The 16,973-nt window shown below is 45.9% G+C and carries 14 protein-coding genes; 1 reads left to right on the top strand and 13 read right to left on the bottom strand.

All coding sequences use genetic code 11. The features are described from left to right. Window positions 1-10: 10 nt before the first annotated feature. The 6 genes from J1C86_RS00310 to purD form a co-directional block, all read right to left on the bottom strand. A complete protein-coding gene (locus J1C86_RS00310) occupies window positions 11-700 on the bottom strand; it encodes an aspartate/glutamate racemase family protein (RefSeq protein ID WP_125406394.1) in 690 nt (229 codons plus the stop codon). A gap of 3 nt (window positions 701-703) precedes the next feature. Then, window positions 704-931, bottom strand: coding sequence for a phosphoribosylaminoimidazole carboxylase (locus tag J1C86_RS00305; protein WP_125406391.1), 228 nt, complete (start codon window positions 929-931; stop codon window positions 704-706). Window positions 932-951: 20 nt separating this feature from the next. Next, complete coding sequence (locus J1C86_RS00300) at window positions 952-1,215, bottom strand: hypothetical protein (protein ID WP_002931759.1); 264 nt, start codon at window positions 1,213-1,215, stop codon at window positions 952-954. 1 nt (window position 1,216) lies between these two features. After that, window positions 1,217-2,308: a 5-(carboxyamino)imidazole ribonucleotide synthase gene (gene purK / locus J1C86_RS00295; protein ID WP_125406388.1), complete on the bottom strand. Its 1,092-nt coding sequence runs from the start codon at window positions 2,306-2,308 to the stop codon at window positions 1,217-1,219. Next, entirely contained in the window at window positions 2,295-2,786 is a 492-nt protein-coding gene (gene purE, locus J1C86_RS00290) for a 5-(carboxyamino)imidazole ribonucleotide mutase (protein WP_125406385.1), read from the bottom strand. The genes purK and purE overlap by 14 nt, the downstream gene beginning before the upstream one ends. Before the next feature lie 196 nt (window positions 2,787-2,982). Continuing rightward, window positions 2,983-4,248, bottom strand: coding sequence for a phosphoribosylamine--glycine ligase (purD, locus tag J1C86_RS00285; protein WP_125406382.1), 1,266 nt, complete (start codon window positions 4,246-4,248; stop codon window positions 2,983-2,985). 320 nt (window positions 4,249-4,568) lie between these two features. Between purD and J1C86_RS00280 the strand changes: the two genes are divergently transcribed. Beyond that, window positions 4,569-6,524 carry a GBS Bsp-like repeat-containing protein gene (locus tag J1C86_RS00280; RefSeq protein WP_125406379.1) on the top strand — a complete coding sequence of 652 codons (1,956 nt, stop codon included), beginning with the start codon at window positions 4,569-4,571 and terminating at the stop codon, window positions 6,522-6,524. 122 nt (window positions 6,525-6,646) lie between these two features. On the opposite strand, the gene purH is transcribed toward J1C86_RS00280, so the two are convergent. From purH to purC, 7 genes are all read right to left on the bottom strand, one after another. Then, window positions 6,647-8,194 (bottom strand): bifunctional phosphoribosylaminoimidazolecarboxamide formyltransferase/IMP cyclohydrolase, encoded by a 1,548-nt coding sequence (purH, locus tag J1C86_RS00275; protein WP_125406376.1) that lies wholly within the window; start codon window positions 8,192-8,194, stop codon window positions 6,647-6,649. Continuing rightward, window positions 8,187-9,269, bottom strand: coding sequence for a hypothetical protein (locus J1C86_RS00270; RefSeq protein WP_125406373.1), 1,083 nt, complete (start codon window positions 9,267-9,269; stop codon window positions 8,187-8,189). Before J1C86_RS00270 ends, purH begins: the two co-directional genes overlap by 8 nt. 49 nt (window positions 9,270-9,318) lie before the next feature. Beyond that, complete coding sequence (gene purN / locus J1C86_RS00265; RefSeq protein WP_125406370.1) at window positions 9,319-9,870, bottom strand: phosphoribosylglycinamide formyltransferase; 552 nt, start codon at window positions 9,868-9,870, stop codon at window positions 9,319-9,321. Next, the gene (gene purM, locus J1C86_RS00260) at window positions 9,867-10,889 is read right to left on the bottom strand and encodes a phosphoribosylformylglycinamidine cyclo-ligase (RefSeq protein WP_125406367.1); all 1,023 of its coding nucleotides are present in this window, start codon (window positions 10,887-10,889) and stop codon (window positions 9,867-9,869) included. The genes purN and purM overlap by 4 nt, the downstream gene beginning before the upstream one ends. A gap of 59 nt (window positions 10,890-10,948) precedes the next feature. Continuing rightward, window positions 10,949-12,388, bottom strand: coding sequence for an amidophosphoribosyltransferase (gene purF, locus J1C86_RS00255; RefSeq protein ID WP_002907653.1), 1,440 nt, complete (start codon window positions 12,386-12,388; stop codon window positions 10,949-10,951). A 94-nt stretch (window positions 12,389-12,482) separates the two neighbouring features. Continuing rightward, complete coding sequence (locus J1C86_RS00250) at window positions 12,483-16,217, bottom strand: phosphoribosylformylglycinamidine synthase (RefSeq protein ID WP_125409623.1); 3,735 nt, start codon at window positions 16,215-16,217, stop codon at window positions 12,483-12,485. Window positions 16,218-16,236: 19 nt separating this feature from the next. Beyond that, window positions 16,237-16,944, bottom strand: coding sequence for a phosphoribosylaminoimidazolesuccinocarboxamide synthase (gene purC, locus J1C86_RS00245; protein ID WP_002901941.1), 708 nt, complete (start codon window positions 16,942-16,944; stop codon window positions 16,237-16,239). Window positions 16,945-16,973 lie beyond the last annotated feature (29 nt).

The following is a 16,973-nucleotide window of genomic DNA, read 5'->3' as shown; positions in this document are numbered from 1 at the left end:
AAACCTCCTCTTACCCAACCGCCCACTCCGCTGTTTTCTCTGCATGAATCACCGTTGTGTCATAGAGTGGCAGGTCAGTGTCGGATTGCTTGACGAGGAGACCAATCTCGGTACAACCCAAGATAACAGCTTCAGCACCTGCTTTTTTCAATTCATCTATAATGGCAAGATAAGCCTGTTTTGAGCTTTCTTTGATGTTCCCTAGGCAAAGTTCGTCATAAATAATTCGATTAACCTCTGTAATGCCAGCTTGATCTGGAATCAGCACTTCTAACCCAGACTCTATTAATTTCTCCTTGTAAAAATCTTGAGTCATGGTGTACTTGGTCCCTAGGAGACCGACTTTTTGAATGCCGTCAGTCAACAAGGCCTGCACAGTTGCCTGCGCAATATGCAAGATTGGTATTGTAATCTTTTCTTGTATCTGCGGAGCAACCTTGTGCATGGTGTTGGTACAAATAACGATGAAATCCGCACCAGCTTGCTCCAAGCTCTGAGCAATATCTGTCAACAGTTGACCGCTTTTCTCCCAGTCTCCAACTGCCTGATAATGCTCAATCTCTGCAAAATCAACACTATAAAGTAGAATCTTAGCTGAATGCAAGCTACCCAGCTCTTTTTTGATGGTTTCGTTGATGATTTGGTAGTAAGATGTGGTGCTTTCCCAACTCATACCACCAATCAGACCAATAGTTTTCATAGACTAATCAAACTCCTCCTTGCTTATCGCTACCGACGGATAGTGTGGCAAGCCACTTAGATCCGTATCTAATGGCAAATCATAGATAGCCAGATAATGGTTTGGATATTGAATCTTTAATTCCTGATATTTAGCTTTTACTTTTTCATGGTCGGCACTGGCAAAGAGCACTTCCACAACAGCAGTTTCTTTGCCTTCTTCCACAAAGGCATTAACGATGATTTGAATCATAAACTGGTCTCCATTTAACTTTAAAGATTATCATTTTCTGAGTCTTCATGTATAGAAAATTCAAATGAAATTCTCTCAGGATGTCTAGGCAGGCCGTAACTACTCAGATAATCCTTAACTTCCTTCACGGAACAAGAATATTCTAAGACTAGCTGATTGCCAGCTCTCTCTAAAATATGAATCCCCTCTCTATCCGCAATCTCTGGAACAATCAAATCATCCGTATAAGTCAGTGTTACGGTCGTTATTTCATCATCTAGCAATTCATCAAATTCTTCTGTCATTTCAAAAATCAATCCCCTCACCAAATTCAACCACACTATCCGGCGTATCACTAAACACAGTCACATGCCCCATTTTACGGTTGTGTTTCGCTTCTATTTTACCATACAGGTGGAGGTGGGCGCTTGGATTTTCTGTGACATATTTTTCAGCGACCTCGATATGCTGGCCGAGTACATTGAGCATAACGGCTGGCGCATGTAGGTGGATAGCTGGCAATGGTGCTCCCAGAACACCTAAGATATGGGTGTCAAACTGGGAGAAGTCGCAGGCTTCGATAGAGTAGTGCCCAGAGTTGTGTGGGCGGGGGGCAATCTCATTGACAATGATATCATCAGCTGTTGCAAACATTTCCACGCAAAGAGTTCCAGACAGGTTCAATTGTTCTGCAATTCGTAGAGCCATAGCTTTGGCTTTATCAGCTAGACTTTCTGAAATACGAGCTGGCACAATGGTCTTAGACAAGATATTGTTGCGGTGGATATTTTCCTGAACTGGGAAAACCGTCACGTCCTTGCCATTTCCTGACACGATGACAGAAATTTCAAGGTCAAAATTGACGAATTCTTCCAAGACACAAGCTGCTGAATCGGCTAAAGCATGGGCTTCTTCCAAGTCTGCTGCCGAGCGAATAACCTTTTGTCCATGCCCATCGTAGCCACCAGTCGCCGTTTTGAGGACATGGTTTTTCGACAGGTCGATATCTGCCAAGTCTTGGCTAGAAGTCACAACCTTGTAGGGTGCCACAGTGACTTGGGCCTTGTTTGCGAGAAAGTCCTTTTCAAAAATGCGATTTTGGGAAATACGGAGCAGATCCGTTCCTTGAGGGAGCTGACCATCCTTGATAACGGCATCCAGCCCGTCAGCATCAACATTTTCAAACTCATAGGTCAGGACATCGCAACGCTCCGCCAACTGGCGCAGGGCATCCACATCGTTATAAGGAGCTACGATGATTTCCGCCACACGAGAGGCTGGGCAATCCGCCGCAGGATCCAGCGCGATAACCTTGTGCCCCATGTAGATAGCAGAAATGGCCATCATCTGACCCAGCTGACCGCCACCGATGATTCCGATTGTTTTAGATGAGCTCATTCGCGGACTCCTCAGCGATTTTTCCTTGTTCTTCTGCAAAATCTGCTAGCGCTGCTGCTAGGTCTTGATCTTCAATCGCCAAGATCCGAAGGGCAGTCAGGGCAGCGTTGATCGCTCCCGCTTCACCGATTGCCATAGTTGCCACAGGTACACCGCCCGGCATCTGCACAATCGAATAAAGAGAGTCCAGACCACTGAGCGCGCGTGATTTGACCGGTACACCGATGACCGGCAGGGTGGTTTTAGCCGCTACCATTCCTGGCAAATGGGCTGCACCACCTGCACCTGCGATGATGACCTTGATGCCACGACTGCGGGCTTCTTCGGCATGTCTGAACATGAGGTCAGGCGTCCGATGAGCGGAAACGACTTTCTTTTCGTAGGCAACACTGAAGCGATCTAAAACTTCAGCTGTTTTTTGCATGGTGGCCCAGTCGGATTTAGAGCCCATGATGATGGAAATAATTGGTTTAGTCATAATTTTTCCTTTTCTTTTTTGATAATCGTCTATTGTAGTGCGGACGTAAGCGACCGCCTATGGCGTTCCATTACTAAAACTGGAGCCTAAGTCTCCAGTTTTCCGCTCCTAGTAGCAAAGCTACTAGGAGTTCCACTACTGCGACGATTATCCTATAGTGGCGCGCTTTCGCTCGCCATGACAACTATAGTATCTGTTAATCTTTTATGGCCTTGCTTCCGATATCAGTTCGGTAAAAGAAGCCTGTGGTGTCTTGTTTTTTTAGTTGGTCGTAGATTTTTTCTTGCGCAGCTGAGACGGTATCTGCTGTGGTGACCAGCATATACACTCGGCCGCCATTTGACAGCAGTGCTCTGCTATTTTCCGCAAACTTAGCCCCAGCATAGTAGGTGATGATGTCGCCGGCTGTCTTCTCCGGCAGAGGCAGGCCTTTCTTATAGTCCAGCGGGTAGCCATTTGATGCGACAACCACGCCAAGGGTCACGCCCTCATCCAGCCAGGTGATAGTCGGCTCCTTCTTGTCCAAAATGTCCGTGATGTTCTGCGCAAAGTCAGACGTCAGGCGCGGCAGGATAATCTGGGTCTCCGGATCACCAAAGCGCGAGTTAAACTCGATAACCTTAGGGCCATCTGCTGTCAGAATCAGCCCAGCGTAGAGCACGCCCAGATAAGGTCGTCCTTCAGCTATCATGCCTTTGAGAACCGGCTTAATAATCGTCTCAACTGACTGGTCCACCACGCTTTTTGGCAGGTGAGGCACTGGCGCATAGGCTCCCATGCCGCCTGTATTGGGCCCCTTGTCCCCGTCGTAGGCCCGCTTATGGTCCTGAGCCGTCGGCAGGATGTAAAACTTATCGCCATTGACAAAGGCAAAGAGGGAGAACTCCTCGCCATCCAGAAATTCTTCGATAACCACACGCGCACCGCTGTCGCCAAATTTATTATCCAAGAGCATATCGTGAGCTGCTTCGACTGCCTGCTCAACAGTCTCTGCGACGACCACGCCCTTGCCCAGAGCTAGGCCGTCTGCCTTGACGACGATAGGTGCTCCCTGCTTTTCGATGTAAGCTTTGGCTTCCTCAAAGTCGGAAAATGTGCCATAGGCTGCTGTCGGCACGCCGTATTTGACCATGATTTCCTTGGCAAAATCCTTGGACCACTCCAGCTCCGCTGCTAAACGAGATGGACCGAAAGCCTTGAGACCAGCTTGGTTAAAATCATCTACAATTCCAGCTGCCAGGGCATCATCCGGACCAATAAAAGACCAAGCAACATCATTCTCCTTGGCAAATTCAATTAGTTTAGAATGTTCGGAAATTCCAATGTTTACTAAATCCAACCCATCCAAGATCATGCCATCATTTCCAGGAGCGACAAAAACCTGCTCCACATCCTGAGACTCTAATAACTTCTTGGCAATCGCATGTTCACGACCGCCTGAACCAACAACTAAAAGCTTCATAGCCAAGATACCTCAATATCCAATATCACAGGTGCTTACGCACCAAGCTAACACATCATGTAAAAATATCGCATTTTTACGAATTATTTATCTAAATTATATCATAATCGTTCGTTTTATTCCATTCTAATGAGAAAAAGAATGTCTCTTCTATCTGATTGCCGTAATTGTTGTTGTCTTCAGCCTTCTCCTTTTTGAGTGGATTATGTCTATTTTAGACAGAAAATATTCAGGGCTTGTCAAATTTACTATCATTTTCAAATAAGTTTTCCGAATAATACAGGTGGGCCCATCCAAAACCATTCTCACAAAGGAGTTTTATGAAGAAATATCAAAAACTGTTTTTATTATCCGGAGCTGTCCTAGGTCTCTTTGCGAGCCACTCAACAGTTCATGCGACCGAAACGCCTGAATCTGAAGTCAAAATTCTAGGCCCTACTGATCGTGCCAGCAATGTCGATGTGACTGTGAACGATCGTACAGCCTCTATTAGTTATACCCGTTCCCAAGCTCAAGAACCTCATCGTATTCTCTACGCTGTTTGGTCTGATGAGAACGGACAGGATGATATCAAATGGTATGAAGCACCGTCAACAACTACTACTAACACTGACATTGACCTGAGTAACCATCCAGGATATGGTACGTTTCATGTTCATACCTATATTGATCTCTATGGAAAATTAATTGGGCTGAATGGAACAACCTTTACTCTCGATAAACCAGCCATTAATGTCACTTCTAATATCCTAGGGAAAACCGCTCAAATTCACTTTAATCGCAACAAAGACCAAATAAATTCTAATATTCTACATGCTGTTTGGTCTGATGAAAATGGACAAGATGATATCAAATGGTACAATGCAGGACAAGATATTACTGAATTTGAACTTTCAAATCACAAAGGCTATGGAACTTATCACATTCATACTTATGAAAATAAAGATGGTAAGATGATTGGCTTAAACGGAACCACTTTCAATTTAGAAAAACCTAATCCTACTGTTGAGACCAGCTTCCCTCAAACAGGTATCATGGACATTACTGTCAAAAACGTACCCGATACCATGCATCGAATTGTTCTTCCAACTTGGTCTGAGAAAAATGGGCAAGATGATCTACAATGGTATGAAGCAAGCAAAAATCCAGATGGTAGCTACAGCGCTCGGGTGGAACTCAGAAAGCATAACTACGACACAGGGATTTACAATATTCACCTTTACGGTGAAAGTTATGTTAAATCTGACTTAACAGGTCTCTCAGGAACTACTATACAAATTGATAGTGGAAAATTGCCTTCTGAAGAGGAGCAAAAACCGCTTTTTACTGTGGAAAATATCAACCCCAAACAAGGGACCTACACCGTGAAAACTACCGAAACTAGCTTATCTAAACCTATTCAATCTGTCCGGGTGCCAATTTGGAGCACTAGTAATCAGAGCAATCTTAAATGGTATGCAGCCACTCCTAACGGAGATGGCTCCTTCAGCGCAACCTTTGATATCCGTAATCACCAGGCTTTGTCTGGAACCTATAACAACCATGTGTATGTCACCTATAAGGACGGCAGTGAGCGTAGCTACGCAGCAGATGCCGTCTCAATGTCTACCGACCAAATCCAAGCCAAGGTTGCAGTCAGGAAAACTGAGGCTAATCGCTATGAGGTGACAGTGACAGACGCCTACGGAGATGGCGATATTATTCTGCCGACTTGGTCAGAAGTCAATGGGCAAGATGATATCAAATGGTATACCGCTAATAAGGTCGGCAATGGAACATACAAGTTTACCGTAGATACTCAGAATCACAAGGGGAGCGGTCTATTTAACACCCATGTCTATCGTAGAAAAGCGGGACAGTTAATCGGCCTGACTGGAACTAGCTATCAGGTTGAGAAATCAAGCGTTCAATCAGCTAATATTCAGCCTAACTATGCCGCTGCTAATGCGACAACTTATCCTGTCGGTCAATGTACTTGGGGAGCCAAAGCTCTAGCTCCTTGGGCTGGAAATTACTGGGGCAACGGCGGTCAATGGGCAGCTAGTGCCAGAAGAGCTGGATTCCGTACCGGCAGTACACCTGAGGTTGGTGCCATCGCCTGCTGGGATGACGGTGGCTACGGCCACGTTGGTGTTGTGACTCATGTCGAATCCAATACCCGCATCCAGATTCAAGAGTCTAACTACCTCGGCAAGCAGTACATCAGCAACTTCCGTGGCTGGTTTGACCCAACTGCTTCCTACTGGGGCCGCCTGACCTATATCTACCCTAAATAAGTCGCTTTCGCACTTCTCAAAACTACTTTGAGCAGACTGCTCCTGCTTAGTTTATTCATGAATTTCATTGAATATAAGTCTACTCAAAAATCCTCGGCTGACCCGAGGATTTTTTATATTTCTTAATGCCTAAAATGCCGTACGCCAGTGAAGATCATGGTCAAGCCGTGCTTGTCGGCCGCAATAATAGACTCCTCATCACGGACGGACCCACCCGGCTGGATAATGGCTTTGATACCAGCTTCTGCGATTTCTTCGATATTGTCCGCAAAGGGGAAGAAGGCGTCAGAAGCCAGAGCGGCACCGTCAAGGCGATCTTTGGCTTGCTCAATAGCAATCTTGACAGAAGCCACGCGGTTGGTCTGACCAGGACCGACTCCCAGCACCTGACGGTCATTGGTAATGATGATACCGTTGGATTTGACATATTTGACGGACTTCCAAGCAAATTCCAAAGCCACTCGCTCCTGCTCGCTCGGCTGGCGCTTGGTCACGACCTGCCAATCAGCTGAATTTTCCTCGATAACATCTTGGTTTTGCACGAGGAGACCACCCAGAACACCGGTCACTTCCTTCTCGGCTCCAGAAGCTGCCTGAGCATCAAAAGCCAACTCCAAAATCCGCAGATTTTTCTTTTTATTGGTCAAAATAGCTAGCGCTTCTGCCGTATAGCTCGGTGCAATGATAATTTCCAGGAAAATACTGTGCATCTTCTCAGCTGTCGCAGCATCGACCTGACGGTTGAGGACGACAATCCCACCAAAGATGGACACTGGATCAGACTCATAGGCATAGTCCCAAGCTGTCTCGATATCATCCGCTTGACCAATGCCACAAGGATTCATATGTTTTAGCGCCACAACAGTTGGCCGATCCTTAAAATCTCGAATAATCCGAATGGCCGCATCGGCATCACGAATGTTATTGAAGGACAACTCTTTTCCATTCAGCTGCTTGGCCGAAGCGATGGAATAGTCCAGTGGCAAGGCCGTCTGATAGAAATCAGCATCCTGCTGGGGATTTTCCCCGTAGCGCATAGGCTGCTTGAGCTCATAGGTCAAGGTCAGCTTTTCAGGCTTGCTTTCGCCCACCTGATTCGTGAAATAGTCTGCAATCAAAGCATCATAAGCTGCTGTATGACGGAAAACCTTAGCTGCTAAGCGCTGCCGCGTTTCATAGGTCGTTTGGCCATTTGCTGCCAACTCTTCCAGAACAAGAGCATAATCAGCCGGATCTACAACAACCGTCACGCTGGCATGATTTTTAGCCGCAGAGCGCAGCATAGAGGGCCCACCGATGTCAATATTTTCCACCGCATCTGCATACTCTACACCTGGCTTGAGAATGGTTTCCTTAAAAGGATAAAGGTTCACCACCACCAGGTCAATGAGCTCAATCTGATTCTCCTTGGCCGCTTGCAGGTGGCTATCCAAATCCCGACGAGCCAAGAGACCTCCGTGAATGTTTGGATGGAGGGTCTTGACACGGCCATCCATCATCTCTGGAAAACCAGTCACATCATCAATGGCAATGGTGCCCACTCCTTCATTTTCTAGGGCCACCTTGGTACCACCGGTTGAGATGATATCCCAGCCCAGAGCTTTCAGCTCTTTCGCAAATTCTACAATGCCTGTCTTGTCTGAGACACTGATCAGTGCGCGTTTAGTCATTATTATTCTCCAATCTGAACTGGCTATTATAGCGTTCTACCCTGCATTTCGTTTCTTCTTCATTAAATTTTAGTGTACACAAAGTAGGATTTATTCCATCAAGATAAGCGATAAATGATAGCATCCCAAAACTTCTTCTTTTTTCATCATAAGCACTCTCATACTGATTTACTGAGTTATTGAAAATATACTCTCGAATAACAGATGGTAATTGAAATGTAAGTCTATATCGATCATAATTTCTAGTTGGTCTAACTATCCATACATCATTCTCATTTTCATTCCATGTGATAGTTACTTCTTGATGTGGATCTCTAAGTAGAGAATTACGAAACTCATCATCATTATCAGGTATAAGTGCTATGATTTGTGAACTCTTTGTACTCGCTATATAAATACTTCTAACATTTTGCATTTGGTTTACAAATTCATTCACAACTGATTGTTGAATATTGAAATCAAACCATCTATAAAGTTGATTGTAACTTAAATCATTAACCCACCTAGAAAAATATTCTTTAAAATCATTAAAAATATCACTACTAATATCATCGCCACTATTACTGTACCTGATAAATAATTTATCTACAATTTGATTTATAAAATCTCTAATCCATTGATAATAACCAGACGATAAATCCATTAAGTAAATCTTATGAGCGATAGCCAATCTTTGAGCACCATTTGTAAATCCTGATGTAGAAAAAATAGCATAATTATAATTATATTTAGGTAGCTTTAACTCTTCACTTGTCATCTCAACTGTGGAATAATTAGTATTTACATCTTGTAGAATACCTATTCCCATTCTAATTCTATCTATGCCAACCTTATTATCTGTATAAAATTTAGCCTCTAAAAATAAACGTATAGGATATACAAATGGTGGCGTGATACGGAACGTTCCTAAAGAGTCAAATTGATGATAACCACCTCTTCCCTTGACATTTAAACCATTCGTTTCCAAGAATCTAATTTCATTATCAGAGCTTGTTACTAAATCATATCCGTTAACTTTTAATAACTTGGCCAATACAATTTCTAATAAATATCCTTTTGCTTGTGATTTTTTCATAATATTTTTTCCTTCCTATAATTAGAATTCCCACCAAATAAGTTACCTACTACCTTCTCTCCACTCCTAAACTCTCCAGCACTTGAGGATAGAGCTGATACTCGGCGGTATGGATGCGTTCTTCAAAACTTTCAATCGTATCATCAGCTAGTCGCGGCACGCGCACTTGCTGGATAATCTTACCAGTGTCAACGCCTGAGTCCACCCAGTGGATGGTGACACCAGATTGATCAACACCGGCATTCCAGGCATCTTCGATACCATGAGCTCCTGGAAATTCAGGCAGGTAGGCCGGGTGAATATTGATAATACGGCCTTCATAGGCGCCAAGCAAGGTCGGCCCGACAATTTTCATATAACCTGCTAGACAAACCAAGTCAATCTGGTGCTCTTCTAGCAGGTCTACAATAGCTTGCTCGTAAGCCGCCTTACTGTCAAACTCTCTAAGCTCAAAAGCATAGCTTTTGACACCTAGCTTATCCGCCCGCTCGAGCACATAGGCATCACGATGGTCTGAAAAGATAAATTCAACAGGAAACTGCTCAGCAATCACTTGGAAATTTGATCCATTGCCCGAAGCAAAAACGGCAATTTTTTTCATTTGATAAGGACACTTTCACTTTCTTTTTTGACAATCCGGCCAACTTCATAAACAGGCTCGTCAAGAAGTTCTTTGACACGATTCACATTTTCAGGAGCAACTGCCAAAATCATCCCAAGTCCCATATTGAAGATTTCAAACATTTCTTGGTGCTTGATATGACCATATTTTTCTAAAGCCTTAAAAATCGGCAAGACTGGAATCTTATCTTCTTCAATCTCAGCAGCCAAGTCATCGGCAAACATGCGAGGCACATTTTCGATAAAACCGCCACCAGTAATATGGGCAATCCCATGAACCAGCTTTTCCTTAATCAGCGGCAGCAAAGCCTTGACATAGATACGAGTCGGCTCAAGCAACACTTCCTTGAGTTTTTTACCTTCCAATTCTGGCAGTTCTTCCTCACCCGTATAGTCCACAAAAACACGGCGCACAAGGGAGTAACCATTTGAGTGGATGCCGCTGGAAGCCAACCCCAGAAGGACATCGCCCTCTGCGACTTTAGATCCGTCGATAATCTCTGACTTTTCAGCAACTCCGACCGCAAAACCAGCTAGGTCATAGTCATCTTCACCATACATGCCAGGCATTTCAGCGGTTTCCCCGCCAATCAAGGCAGCTCCAGACTGAACACAGCCTTCAGCTACACCAGCAACAACTTGTTCGAGTTTAGCTGGTTCATTTTTCCCAGTGGCAATATAGTCTAGGAAGTAAAGGGGCTCAGCTCCTGCAGCCATGATGTCATTGACACACATAGCCACACAGTCCTGCCCAATGGTATCGTGCTTGTCATACTGAATGGCCAACATGAGCTTGGTTCCGACCCCATCCGTACCAGAAATTAGCACTGGCTCCTTGACCCCAGTCTGAGATAGGTCGAACATGCCTCCAAAGCCACCCAGTGCTCCCATGACACCAGCCCGCTCTGTACGTGCCACATGCTTTTTGATTCGCTCAACAACTTCGTAACCCGCTTCAACATCCACACCGGATTGAGCGTATGCATTTTTATTTGTCATAATTTTCTTCCTTACTCTTATTTTTGAAAAAGATTGCGACAACTACCGCTGACCTCGTTTTAATAAAAACTTGTCTTTTCCTTCAGACTTTCCAGATAGCGCTCTTCATAGTCATAGAGCGGAGTTGGGTACTGACCGTCAAAGTAAGCCACACAAAGCCCGCCATTCGGAGCATCCGTCTCAATACCAACTGATTCAATGAGACCTTCCAGCGATAGGTAGGTCAGGCTGTCAGCTCCGATAATCTCACAAACCTCATCAACAGTATGATTGGCCGAGATGAGCTCGCGACGATTCTGGATATCAATGCCGTAGAAACATGGATATTTAAGCTCTGGACTGCCGATAGCCACATGGACTTCAGCAGCTCCTGCATCTCGTAAGAGCTGGACGATGCGTCGGCTGGTTGTTCCCCGCACGATAGAGTCATCCACCATGACCACGCGCTTGCCCTTGACAATGCTGGAAACAGCTGATAATTTCATTCGAACTCCTTGTTCTCGCAACTCCTGCGTCGGCTGGATAAAAGTCCGTTGGATATATTGATTTTTAATCAGGCCCATTTCATTTGGCAGGCCAGACTCTTCGGAAAAGCCAGAGGCTGCTGACAAGGAAGAATTCGGCACACCAACAACGATATCTGCCTCATGCTGGAATTCCTGAGCCAGCCTGCGACCCATTCGTTTGCGGGCTGCATGGACATTGACCCCGTGAATGACGCTGTCCGGCCGAGCGAAATAGACATATTCCATTGAGCAAATAGCCAGCTGGGTATCTGTCGTATAGCTATCGTAGGTCACGCCTTCATCATCGATAATCACGATTTCTCCTGGCTCAAGGTCGCGCACCCATTCGGCACCCACCACTTCAAAAGCACAGGTTTCACTAGAAACGACCCAGGCCCCATTTTTCATGCGGCCGATGGACAAAGGACGAAAGCCATTAGGATCCAGCGCAGCATAGAGCTTGTCCTCTCTCATGATGAGGTAGGCAAAGCCGCCCTGAACTCGTCTCAAGGATTCCTTGAGCTTATCTAAGAAATTTTCCTGCTCGCTATGGCGAATCAAATGCATGAGAATTTCCGTATCAGACGAACTGGCAAAGATGGAACCCTTCTTTTCTAACTCCCGTCTCAGTGAATGGGCATTGGTCAGATTGCCATTATGCGCCAAGCCCATCTGCATATCATAGAAACTGAAGAAGAAAGGCTGGACATTGTTGATAGATGCCCCGCCAGACGTTGCATAGCGGACGTGGCCGATGGCTGCTTCTCCTGTCAGATTATCCAAATCTGCTGGGTTTTTAAAGACCTCTGCAACCAATCCCAAATCGCGGTGGCGTTTGAGCTTTCCGTGGTCGTTTGACAGGATACCAGCTCCTTCCTGACCGCGGTGCTGCAGACTGTGGAGTCCGAAATAGGTGACCTGAGCCGCCTGTGGATGACCCCAAATTCCAAAAATACCGCACTCTTCATTCAGTGACTTTACTTCGTATGTCATTGTTTTACCTAAATTCTTTTGTCTTGTAAAAGGGAGAAAACCTGGCCTTCCAGGCCAAGCAGACTCCTTTTTTGCTTGCTCTTGCAAGCCAACTTTATTCGTGACTCGCTTGGAAATAACGAACGGCGCTTTCAAACAATTTCTGGTCTTTCTGACCTGGAATATTTTGGAAAAGGCCGTCTTCATAACGTTCTGAGTGCCCCATCTTCCCGATGATTTGGCCGTTCTTGCTCATAATTCCTTCGATAGCGTAGAGAGAGCCGTTTGGATTATACTTGCTGTCCATGCTCGGCTGACCGTCAAAGTCTACGTACTGACTCCAAATCTGACCATTATCGCGCAGCTCAGCAAATTCCTCAGCCGTCACAACAAATTTCCCTTCACCATGTGAAACCGGAATGGCATGGATATCTCCCACTTGCACACCAGCTAGCCAAGGCGAGTTGGTATTGGCAATGCGGGTTTCAACCATCTTGGCCACATGCTGGTTGGCATCATTGTAAAAGAGAGTTGGGCTGTTAGCCCCTACTTCTTCGAAATTTCCGTAAGGAAGCAGACCGGATTTTACCAGAGCCTGGAATCCATTACAGATACCAATGATGAGACCGCCGCGAGCGATGAAAGCATCGATGGCTTTCTTAACCTTCTCGTTTAGCAAGATGTTGACGATAAACTTAGCGGATCCATCTGGCTCATCTGCAGCAGAGAAGCCGCCTGCAAAGAAGATGATATTCGCTTTGTCAATGTTGTCAACCATGCTGTCAACGGACTTGACAATGGCTGCTTCATCCAAAGTAACGAATGGAACTAGATTGACCTTGGCTCCAGCTGCTTCAAAAGCTTTGGCTGAATCGTATTCTGAATTGGTTCCAGGGAAGACTGGAATGTAAACCAGCGGCTCCACCACTGTCTCTTTAGCTTTGATAACTGTATCAGCGACAAGAGCCGGCACTTCTTCAATAACTGTTTCCTGTTTAAATTCTGTCGGGTAGATAGGCTCTAGTCGGCCTTCAAAGCTTGCCAAAAGCTCTGCTCCCTCAAGCTGGACACCATTGACAATCAGTGTAAAGTCTGGCTTGGTTTGACCGATCTTCACCACACCTGGAATATCCTGCTCCGGACTTGTAAAGACAAATCCGCCCAGCTGCGCCTCTAAAACGGAAGACAGATCAGCAACATCCACTTGAGCACCAATACGATTACCAAAGCTCATCAAGGCCAGACTCTCTGCCAGACCACCGTATTTAACAGCGGCGGCTGCTGTAATCTGATACTTGGCCTGAATGGCCGCAAAATTTTCAAAATTATTCTTGATTAAGTCAAAGTCAATATCCTGAGACAGGACCTGCCCTGGCAGATAGTAGATAGACTCTCCTGTCGCCTTAAACTCTGGAGACAGGATGCGCCCAGCAGTTGAAGTAGTCACGCCAAAAGCTACTAAGGTCGGCGGTACAGTCAATTCTTCAAAAGTTCCGCTCATGGAATCCTTGCCACCAATAGACGGCAAACCGAGCTGAATCTGAGCTTCAATCGAACCAAGCAGAGCAGAGACCGGCTGTCCAAAACGATCAGCCTGCTTGTCCATCCGCTCGAAGTATTCCTGGTAAGAGAAGCGAGCCTTGGACCAGTCCGAACCAGCAGCAACCAAGCGAGCTGTCGCTTCAATCACTGCATAAGCTGCTCCATGATAAGGCGACCAAGCAGCCACATAAGGATTGTAGCCCTGCGCCATCACAGAAACCGTCTCAGTCTTGCCATGCTCAACTGGCAGTTTCTGCACAGAAGCCTCAGTCGGCGTGATTTGGTAGCGCCCGCCGACAGGATGATTGACAGTAGAGCGGCCAACAGAGCTGTCAAAGATCGTCTGCAACCCCTTTTGACTGGTATGATTAAGGTCGCTGAGCAAGCTCTTGAGGTTCTGCTCCAAAGTCGCTTCAGAAGTCACAGTCTGCCCTGGCAGTGCTGCTTGAGCATCCACAACCTTGGCATCCACAACCACACGCACACCATTGGTATCTAGAAAACTCCGCTCAATATCCACGATAGTTCCCCCGTTCCAGTGCATGACCAGATTTGGCTTTTCTGTCACTTTTGCAACCACGACTGCCAACAGGTTTTCCTTAGCTGCTGCAGTGATAAATTGTTCCACATCTTCTGGGCGGACCACCACAGCCATCCGCTCCTGCGATTCAGAAATCGCGATTTCTGTACCGTTAAGTCCTTGGTATTTGAGCGGTACCTTGTCAAGGTCAATTTCCAGCCCATCTGCCAATTCGCCAATAGCCACACAAACACCACCAGCTCCAAAGTCATTGGATTTCTTGATGAGACGAGTCACATTGCCATCGCGGAAGAGACGCTGAATCTTGCGCTCCTCAATAGCATTTCCTTTTTGGACTTCCGCGCCAGCCGTCTCCACAGATGCAGCTGTCTGTACCTTGGACGAGCCAGTGGCTCCACCAACACCATCACGGCCCGTCTTGCCTCCCAGCAAGATGACCACATCACCTGCCGCTGGTTTTTCACGGACAACATTTTCCTTAGGAGCCGCACCGACAACCGCACCCAGCTCCATCCGCTTGGCTACAAAGCCTGGATGGAAATACTCACGGACATAGGTCGTTGCTAGACCAATTTGATTCCCGTAAGAAGAATAGCCATGCGCTGCAGTTTTTGAAATGACCTGCTGAGGAAGCTTGCCAGCCCGCGTTTCAGCAATCGGCTCAGTAATATCGCCTGCACCTGAAATCCGCATAGCCTGATAAACATAAGAACGGCCAGAAAGCGGATCACGAATGGCTCCGCCAATACAGGTCGCAGCCCCACCAAAGGGCTCAATTTCTGTTGGGTGGTTGTGGGTTTCATTTTTAAACATCAGCAGCCAAGGCTCCTTGACACCATCCACATCCACTTCAATCTCTACTGAGCAGGCATTGATCTCATCAGACACTTCCATGTCATCCAGACGGCCATTAGCTCGCTCGTAGCGACCAAAAATAGTCGCCATATCCATGAGAGTCTGCGGTTTGTCACCACGTCCTAGCTCATCGCGCATAGCCAAGTATTTATCATAAGTGGCCTGGAGCTGCTTTTCAAACTTAGAAGCTGAAAAATCAATCTTCTTCAACTCCGTCTCAAAAGTCGTATGTCGACAGTGGTCGGACCAGTAAGTATCCAGAACCTTGAGCTCTGTTTCTGTCGGGAAACGACCAATCGACTTGAAATAGTCTTGAATAAAGAGCAAATCTGCCACTTCCATAGCCAGACCATGCTCCTGCTTGTAGGCTTTAAAGTCCGCTTCCGTGTAGTCCTTAAAGAAGTCCAGAACCGGAATGGTCTTGTCAGACTCGGAGAACTGCTCCAGCTGGATCGGCTGCTCAATATCTTTAAAGCGTGAATCAACTGGATTCAGCAAGTATTTCTTGATTGCTGCCAACTCGCTGTCTGAGATGTCTTTATTGACCAAATAAAGCTGAGCAGTCCTCACCAAAACATCTGTCCCAGCGCCGAGCAAAAAGAGGGCCTCCTGAGAGCTGGCTGCCCGCTGGTCAAACTGACCCGGCAGCGCTTCGATGGCAAAAAACGCTGTCTCTGCAAATGCAGCCTCTACTTCCTCTTCCGCCAGCAATCTATCAGTCACCTGCTCGGAGAAAATATGCTTTTCAGCACGAGCGACCAAGTCTTCTGCCAGATGAAAGACATCATAAACTTGAATCATCCGAAGATCTGACAATGTTTTCAACTGAAGATTGTGCGTCAGCTCTCTCACCAAGCTCTGTGACTTCACACCGAAGTTACTCTTCTTCTCTACAAAAATACGCTTGTCCATGATTTTTTACACCCTGCCCTTACTTAATCGCCTGCAATTTTTCCCAAACAACCTGATAGACATCTGTCAGTTCACCAAGGCCACGCCGGAAAACATCCTTATCCATGTGATGACCTTCCGCATCCCAGAGGCGGCAATTGTCTGGTGAAAATTCATCTGCCAGAATAATCTTGCCATCTTTATCAAAGCCGAACTCTAACTTGAAATCAATCAATTTCAGTCCGATTTGGCGGAACCAGTCTGACAAGAGCTCATTGATCCGACGAGTTTCTTCTTTCAAAAAGGCAATTTCTTCGTCGCTAGCAATCTTCAAGAATTTCACGTGTTCGTCATTGATGAAAGGATCGTCCAAATCATCATTTTTGTAGTAAAATTCCACAATCGGAGTTTCAAGTGCGATGCCCTCTTCTACTCCAAAACGTTTGGAAAAAGAACCTGCTGTGTAGTTGCGCAGCACCACTTCCAAAGGAATAATCTCTACTTTTTTATTTAGCTGGTCCGTATCCGAAACCTTCTCAATGAAATGCGTCGCCACACCAGCTGCATTGAGTTTCTCAAAAATAAAAGATGAAATCTGGTTGTTGAGCACTCCTTTACCAGCAATCTGCTCCTTCTTGACTCCATTAAAGGCCGTTGCCTGGTCCTTGTAGCGTGCCAGAATGACTTGCTCATCATCTGTAGAGAAAATATCCTTAGCTTTTCCCGAATATAACAACTTGTTAGACATTTTAATATTCGCCTTTCGTGGTTTTATAC

The sequence above is a fragment of the Streptococcus sanguinis genome (genome assembly GCF_050220005.1).
Lineage (GTDB): Bacteria > Bacillota > Bacilli > Lactobacillales > Streptococcaceae > Streptococcus > Streptococcus sanguinis_Z.
Note: the sequence above shows the minus strand (reverse complement) of the source record. Positions and strands in the feature narration are given on the sequence as shown.

Coding starts and splice junctions, on each gene's coding strand:
- J1C86_RS00310 (WP_125406394.1), bottom strand. CDS start 700: ATGAAAACTATTGGTCTGATTGGTGGTATGAGTTGGGAAAGCACCACA.
- J1C86_RS00305 (WP_125406391.1), bottom strand. CDS start 931: ATGATTCAAATCATCGTTAATGCCTTTGTGGAAGAAGGCAAAGAAACT.
- J1C86_RS00300 (WP_002931759.1), bottom strand. CDS start 1,215: ATGACAGAAGAATTTGATGAATTGCTAGATGATGAAATAACGACCGTA.
- purK (WP_125406388.1), bottom strand. CDS start 2,308: ATGAGCTCATCTAAAACAATCGGAATCATCGGTGGCGGTCAGCTGGGT.
- purE (WP_125406385.1), bottom strand. CDS start 2,786: ATGACTAAACCAATTATTTCCATCATCATGGGCTCTAAATCCGACTGG.
- purD (WP_125406382.1), bottom strand. CDS start 4,248: ATGAAGCTTTTAGTTGTTGGTTCAGGCGGTCGTGAACATGCGATTGCC.
- J1C86_RS00280 (WP_125406379.1), top strand. CDS start 4,569: ATGAAGAAATATCAAAAACTGTTTTTATTATCCGGAGCTGTCCTAGGT.
- purH (WP_125406376.1), bottom strand. CDS start 8,194: ATGACTAAACGCGCACTGATCAGTGTCTCAGACAAGACAGGCATTGTA.
- J1C86_RS00270 (WP_125406373.1), bottom strand. CDS start 9,269: ATGAAAAAATCACAAGCAAAAGGATATTTATTAGAAATTGTATTGGCC.
- purN (WP_125406370.1), bottom strand. CDS start 9,870: ATGAAAAAAATTGCCGTTTTTGCTTCGGGCAATGGATCAAATTTCCAA.
- purM (WP_125406367.1), bottom strand. CDS start 10,889: ATGACAAATAAAAATGCATACGCTCAATCCGGTGTGGATGTTGAAGCG.
- purF (WP_002907653.1), bottom strand. CDS start 12,388: ATGACATACGAAGTAAAGTCACTGAATGAAGAGTGCGGTATTTTTGGA.
- J1C86_RS00250 (WP_125409623.1), bottom strand. CDS start 16,217: ATGGACAAGCGTATTTTTGTAGAGAAGAAGAGTAACTTCGGTGTGAAG.
- purC (WP_002901941.1), bottom strand. CDS start 16,944: ATGTCTAACAAGTTGTTATATTCGGGAAAAGCTAAGGATATTTTCTCT.